The sequence below is a fragment of the Streptomyces sp. NPDC002130 genome (assembly GCF_040296465.1).
In the GTDB taxonomy this organism is placed as follows: Bacteria; Actinomycetota; Actinomycetes; order Streptomycetales; family Streptomycetaceae; genus Streptomyces.
In genome coordinates this window covers 23,549-29,644 of sequence record NZ_JBEOXI010000088.1, presented here as the reverse complement: position 1 = coordinate 29,644, position 6,096 = coordinate 23,549, and the positions used below count along the sequence as shown (strand labels likewise).

Genomic DNA, 6,096 nt, shown 5'->3' with positions numbered 1-6,096 from the left:
CGCCCGGTTACATTCCGAACCCGGAAGCTAAGCCTTACAGCGCCGATGGTACTGCAGGGGGGACCCTGTGGGAGAGTAGGACGCCGCCGAACAATTCTTGGGAAAACCCCCGTATCTTCGGATACGGGGGTTTTCTGCGTTTAGGCTCAAGGCCATGCGCTATGACCTGGTGATCTTCGACAATGACGGTGTGCTCGTCGACAGCGAGCCCATCTCCAACCGGTTGCTCGCGGCGTACCTCACGGAACTGGGGCACCCCACCTCCTATGAAGAGTCCATTCGGGACTACATGGGATCGGCGATGCACCGGATTCACGAGCTGGTCCTCGAGCGCACCGGACAGCGGTTGCCGGACGACTTCGACGACGTCTTTCACGCGCGGGTGTTCGCGGCCTTCGAGCAGGAACTGGAGGCCGTGGCCGGGGTCTCCGTGGTGCTGGAGAAGCTGGCCGCCGACGGAGTGCCGTACTGCGTGGCCTCCTCCGGGAGTCATGAGCGGATCCGGGTGGGGCACCGGACGACGGGACTCGACCGGTGGTTCGACGAGGAGCGGATCTTCAGCTCGCAGGACGTGGGGCGAGGGAAGCCGGCCCCCGATCTCTTCCTGTACGCGGCCGAGAAGATGGGGGTCGCGCCGGAGCGGTGCGTCGTCATCGAGGACAGTCCGCTGGGCGTGCAGGCGGCCGTCGCGGCGGGGATGGACGTCTATGGGTTCACCGCCATGACGCCGGCGGAGAAGCTCGCCGGGGCGAGCCGGCTCTTCTCCGATATGGGGGAGCTGGCCGACCTGCTGGTGTGAACCGTTCCCGCGGACCCGCTGAAGCTGAGGGAAATTCATCTTTGGCTGGATCTACCCACGAGTAAGCCGGGGCCCTACGCTCGCCGCCATGACAGATCTGCTGCGGCGCGGTAGGGCCTCGTTGGCGTTCAGCTTCTTGGTGCAGGGTGTCGCCTTCGCTCTGCTCGTGACGAGGATCCCGGCCATCCAGGACCGCTACGGGGTCTCCGACGCGCTGCTGCCCGCGTTTCTGGCCGCCGTGCCGATCCTCGCCGGGGTAGGGAGCGTGACCACCGAGCGGCTGGTGAAGCGGGTGCCGCCGAGCCGGCTGCTGCGGTGGTCCCAGCCCGTGGTGCTGCTGGCGCTGCTCGGCGTCGGGGCCGGGGAGCGGATGGTGGAGCTCGGGGTCGCGCTCGCGGCGTTCGGGCTTGCCGTAGGGGTGCTGGACGCCTCGATGAACATGCTCGGAGTGAGCCTGCAGCGCTCGTACGGACGCAGCATCATGCTCGGTTTCCACGCGGCCTACAGCCTGGGCGGGATCGTCGGGGCCTCGTTGGCCTGGGTGGGGGCGCACTGGCATCTGGCGTTGTGGGTGTCGTATCTGCCGGTCGTGCTGGTGCTGTTGCCGGCTGTGCTGGTGGGGAGCCGGTGGTACGTCGACGACCGGGGTGCGGCATCCGTGGCGGGGGAGCAGGCCGGGGAGGGCGGGGCGGTCGTCTTCAAGTGGCTGTTGCCGCTGTGTCTGGTGATGACGGTCGCGTACATCGGGGACTCGACGGTGTCCAACTGGAGTGCCAAGTATCTGCAGGACGTGCTGGGCAGCTCGGAACAGATGGCGACGGTGCCGTACAACGTGTACATGGTCACCACGCTGCTGGGGCGGGCGATCGGGGACCTCGGGGTGCGGCGGTTCGGGGCGGTCGCGGTGGTGCGGGGCGGTGCGCTGGTGGCGGCGGGCGGGTTCGCCGTGGTGGCCGCCGCGCCCGGGGCGTGGGTCGGGATGCTGGGGTTCACGCTGCTGGGGCTGGGGTTGTGCGTGCTGGTGCCGCAGACGTTCGCGGCGGCCGGCAGGCTGTTCCCGGGGGCGTCGGACGCTGCCGTGGCACGGCTGAATGTCTTCAACTATGTGGGGTTCCTGATCGGTTCGCCGTTGGTCGGGGCGCTCGGGGATCTGTGGAGCTACCGCGGGGCCATGCTGGTGCCGATGGTGTTGGTGCTGGTGACGGTGGTGTACGCCCGGTCGTTCGGGGCTCAACCGGACCGATACGGTGGCGGGCATGAGCGGCCGCGCACAGCTGATGTGGGACGAGGCAGTAACGGGCTATGACTTCGGTCCGGGGCATCCGATGGACCCCGTCCGGCTCGCCCTGACCCGGAAACTGGTCGACGCCTTCGGGCTGGACCGTGAGGTGGACGTGGTCGCCGCGAGGGCGGCCGGGGAGTCGACGCTGCGGCTCGTCCACCGGCAGGACTACATCGGGGCGGTGAAGGCCGCGTCCGCGGATCCGGGGGCGGCGGACCAGTCGTACGGGCTGGGGACGATGGACGATCCGGCGTTCGCGGGGATGCACGAGGTGTCGGCGCTGATCGCCGGGCAGTCGGTGGGGGCGGCGGAGGCGGTCTGGCGGGGCGAGGCGCTGCACGCGGTGAACTTCGCGGGCGGGCTGCACCACGCGATGCCGGGCGGCGCGTCCGGGTTCTGCATCTACAACGACGCCTCGCTGGCGATCGCGCGTCTGCTGGAGCTCGGGGCGGAGCGGATCGCGTACGTGGACGTCGACGTGCATCACGGCGACGGGGTCCAGGCGGCGTTCTGGGAGGACCCGCGGGTGCTGACGGTATCGCTGCACGAGCATCCTCGGACGCTGTTCCCGCAGACCGGGTGGCCGGAGGAGACCGGGGCGGACTCCGCGCAGGGCTCGGCGGTGAACGTGGCGCTGCCGGCCGGGACCGGGGACGCGGGGTGGCTGCGGGCGTTCCACGCGGTCGTGCCGGAGCTGATCGCGGACTTCCGGCCGCAGGTGCTGGTGACGCAGCACGGGGCCGACACGCACTTCGAGGACCCGCTGGCGCATCTGGCGGTGTCGCTGGACGCGCAGCGGGCCGTGCAGGTGGCCTGCCACGACCTGGCGCACGAGTACGCCGACGGGCGGTGGGTGGCTCTGGGCGGGGGCGGTTACGCGGTGGTGGACGTCGTGCCCCGCTCCTGGACGCATCTGGTCGCGATCGCCGCGGGCCGGGCCGTGGAGCCCGAGGCGATGATCCCCGAGGGCTGGCGGCAGGAAGTGTTCGCGAGGACAAGGCAGTTGGCCCCGGCGCGGATGACGGACGGGCGCTGGCCCGTCTCCTGGTCCGGCTGGGAGGAGGGCTACGATCCGGCGGACCGGCTGGACCAGGCGGTGCTGGCGGCCCGGCGGGCGGTGTTCCCGCTGCGGGGGCTGCTGGCGTGAGGGGGTGACGCCGGGCATCGGGGTCCCGCGTTCGGATCAGCCCGCAGTTGCCGTGGAGGCGGGCCGCAGGCTTGCCGCGAACGACGGACGCTGGGCCGACCGTGCGGTGTTCCTGGGTTTTCGGGACAGGTGGAGTTCCGGTCACGCACGATCTTCAAGTGCTGACCACCGAAGCCCTGCGTGCGCACCTGGTGGGCGCGCGGCTCGCCGGGACCGTGGCGACCTCGCGGGAGGAGAGCCTGCGCAGTTACCGGCTCTTCGCGGCCCGGGACCCCCGGGTGCTGCTCGGGATCGATCCCGAAGGTGCCTGGAGGCAGCGGGAGTTGATCGAGCTGATGGCGGACCGGTGTGGTGTTTCGGCCGATTCCCGGCGGGTTTCCGGCCAGGACGTGATCGATCCGGAGCGGACACTGGCGGCGCTGGACGCCTTCGCGGAGCGCCTCGCCGAGGCCGCCCGGCGGGGTGCTCCCGTCCTTCTCGGCACCGGGCACCCGCACCGGCTGCTCGGTTTCTACGGCGCTCTGGCAGACGCCCTGTCGGCGGCGGGATGTGCCGTCCTCACCCCCGCGCAGGGTCGCCGTGTCGACATAACGACCCGGTTCGGTCTACGTACGTACAACCTCGACTACGTACGAGGAGTCGCGCTGGTGCGGACCCCCGGTCCCGAACGCCCCGGTTGTGAGCCCGGCGCACATACGCACTCACCTCTCCCGGTTCGTACCGTACTGGCCGCTTGCGCGGAGGCCGGTGGGTCTCTGCCCGAGCTGGTGATCGGGGACCACGGGTGGGTCTGCGGAGCAGGTCAGCTGGGGTTCGAGGCCATCGGGCCGGCCGATACGGACGACCCGGCGCTGTTCGTGGGGGAGGCCGAGGGGTCCGTCTCCGTCGTCGTTCCACTTGATGACGGCGTGCGGTCCGATTACTACCTGCCGCTTACCCGCTACGTACTCAATCGGGCGTGTCTGTCACAGTAGGCCGCCGATGGGTGCACCTCTTCCCCACTCGCATCACTGGCCCCTACATTGGGGAGTGAGCACGCAGCGACGAAGAGTCACCGGAAGGGGAAGCCGGTGGCCGTCGAGTGCGGAAGGTTCAGGTGTGTCATGGCTGCAGCTGGCGAGAGGCCTCTGAACGAGGTTCAGTTCCTTACCGTGGCGGAAGTCGCCTCGGTGATGCGAGTGTCGAAGATGACCGTGTACCGGCTGGTGCACAGCGGTCATCTGCCCGCGATCCGTGTGGGGCGGTCCTTCCGCGTCCCGGAGCAAGCGGTTCACGAGTACCTCCGCGAGAGTTACGTGGGGGTGGAAACCGCCTGACGGCAGGGCCGGGGCGATCCCCACAGGGCACTTCGGGATCCTCCCGGCCTCCTCGATTACGACCTCAGCGCTCGGACGGGTAGGCTGGCCCCTCGTAGGTCGTATGGGCCCATGGCGCCCAAACACCGAGTGATGAGAAGTGAGCGAGGGTAGTCGTGGGCTCTGTTATCAAGAAGCGGCGCAAGCGGATGGCGAAGAAGAAGCACCGCAAGCTGCTCAAGCGCACGCGCGTTCAGCGTCGCAACAAGAAGTAAGTTCGCGACGCGGACGCCGCGAGAGCGTTGCTGTGGCCCCCCACCACCGGTGGGGGGCCACACGCATATCCGCGTCGGGCCACCGCCCCGGCTCCGGCTCCTGCGTCCGGCTGGCTTCGGTCACTTCGCGCATCGGGCGGTCATCACAGCGCCACAACAACCCGCTAAGTTGGCCCCACGGGGGAACGCGGCGGGGACGAGAGGTTCGGGAAGGAAGGCGCTGATCTTGGGCAAGGTCGTGCTCGTGACCGGAGTGGCCCGCCAGCTGGGGGGCCGGTTCGTCCGGCGGATCCAGCGAGACCCCGACGTGGACCGGGTCGTCGCCGTGGACGCGGTGCCGCCCGAGCACCATCTGGGCGGTGCGGACTTCGTCCAGGCCGACATCCGGCAGCCCGGCATCGCGCGGGTGCTCGCCGAGACGGGCGCCGACACGATCGTCCACCTCGACGTGACGGGCACGCCGCTGGGCAGCGGCAACCGGGCCTCCCTGAAGGAGACCAACGTCATCGGCACCATGCAGCTGCTCGGTGCCTGCCAGAAGTCCCCGGCCGTGCAGCGGCTGGTCGTGAAGTCCAGCACGAACGTCTACGGCTCCGCGCCCCGCGACCCGGCCGTGTTCACCGAGACGACCCCGCCCAAGTCCCTGCCCAGCGGCGGCTTCGCCAAGGACACCGTCGAGGTCGAGGGCTACGTCCGCGGCTTCGCGCGCCGCCGGCCCGACGTGGCCGTGTGCGTGCTGCGGTTCGCCAACATCCTGGGCCCGACCGCGGACACCCCGCTCGCCTCGTACTTCGCGCTGCCGGTCCTGCCGACCGTGTTCGGCTACGACCCCAGGCTGCAGTTCGTGCACGAGGACGACGTGATCGAAGTGCTGCGGCTCGGCTCGCACGAACCCCGGCGCGGCACGCTCAACAGCGGCACCTTCAACATCGCCGGCGACGGTGTGCTGCTGCTCTCGCAGTGCTCCCGGCGCCTCGGCCGCCCCACCGTGCCCCTGCTGCTCCCGGCCGTCACCTGGGCGGGCTCGCTGGTGCGTACGCTGGGGATGACGGATTTCTCGCCCGAGCAGATCCGGCTGCTCACGCACGGCCGGGTGGTGGCCACGGGCCAGATGCGCGAGACGCTGGGATTCCAGCCCAAGTACACGACCGCGGAGACGTTCGCGGACTTCGCCCGCAGCCAGGGCCCCGGACTCCTTCCGCCGGAGGCCCTCGCGGGGGCCGTCGACCGGATCGCCGGCCTGCCCCTCGCGGGCGGCGGACACTCCCCGACGCAGAGCGCCAACTGAGGAGCGCATC

7 protein-coding genes and 1 rRNA gene are annotated in these 6,096 nt (G+C 70.2%); all 8 read left to right on the top strand.

The features are described from left to right. Positions 1-92: ribosomal RNA gene (gene rrf / locus ABT116_RS18605) — 5S ribosomal RNA — on the top strand; the annotation flags it as partial. 62 nt (positions 93-154) lie between these two features. Next, a complete protein-coding gene (locus ABT116_RS18600) occupies positions 155-799 on the top strand; it encodes an HAD family hydrolase (RefSeq protein WP_351634488.1) in 645 nt (214 codons plus the stop codon). Positions 800-887: 88 nt separating this feature from the next. Further along, a complete protein-coding gene (locus ABT116_RS18595; protein WP_351634485.1) occupies positions 888-2,105 on the top strand; it encodes an MFS transporter in 1,218 nt (405 codons plus the stop codon). Continuing rightward, on the top strand, positions 2,056-3,228 hold the full coding sequence (locus ABT116_RS18590) for an acetoin utilization protein AcuC (protein WP_351634483.1): 1,173 nt from the start codon (positions 2,056-2,058) through the stop codon (positions 3,226-3,228). The genes ABT116_RS18595 and ABT116_RS18590 overlap by 50 nt, the downstream gene beginning before the upstream one ends. Before the next feature lie 158 nt (positions 3,229-3,386). After that, positions 3,387-4,202, top strand: a complete 816-nt coding sequence (locus ABT116_RS18585) for a phosphatase (RefSeq protein ID WP_351634482.1) — start codon at positions 3,387-3,389, stop codon at positions 4,200-4,202. Positions 4,203-4,331: 129 nt separating this feature from the next. Further along, on the top strand, positions 4,332-4,544 hold the full coding sequence (locus tag ABT116_RS18580) for a helix-turn-helix domain-containing protein (RefSeq protein ID WP_004984898.1): 213 nt from the start codon (positions 4,332-4,334) through the stop codon (positions 4,542-4,544). Between the two features lie 155 nt (positions 4,545-4,699). Continuing rightward, complete coding sequence (locus tag ABT116_RS18575) at positions 4,700-4,798, top strand: 30S ribosomal protein bS22 (RefSeq protein WP_003948845.1); 99 nt, start codon at positions 4,700-4,702, stop codon at positions 4,796-4,798. 226 nt (positions 4,799-5,024) lie between these two features. Continuing rightward, positions 5,025-6,086, top strand: a complete 1,062-nt coding sequence (locus ABT116_RS18570) for an NAD-dependent epimerase/dehydratase family protein (RefSeq protein WP_344467285.1) — start codon at positions 5,025-5,027, stop codon at positions 6,084-6,086. The last annotated feature ends 10 nt before the right edge of the window (positions 6,087-6,096 follow it).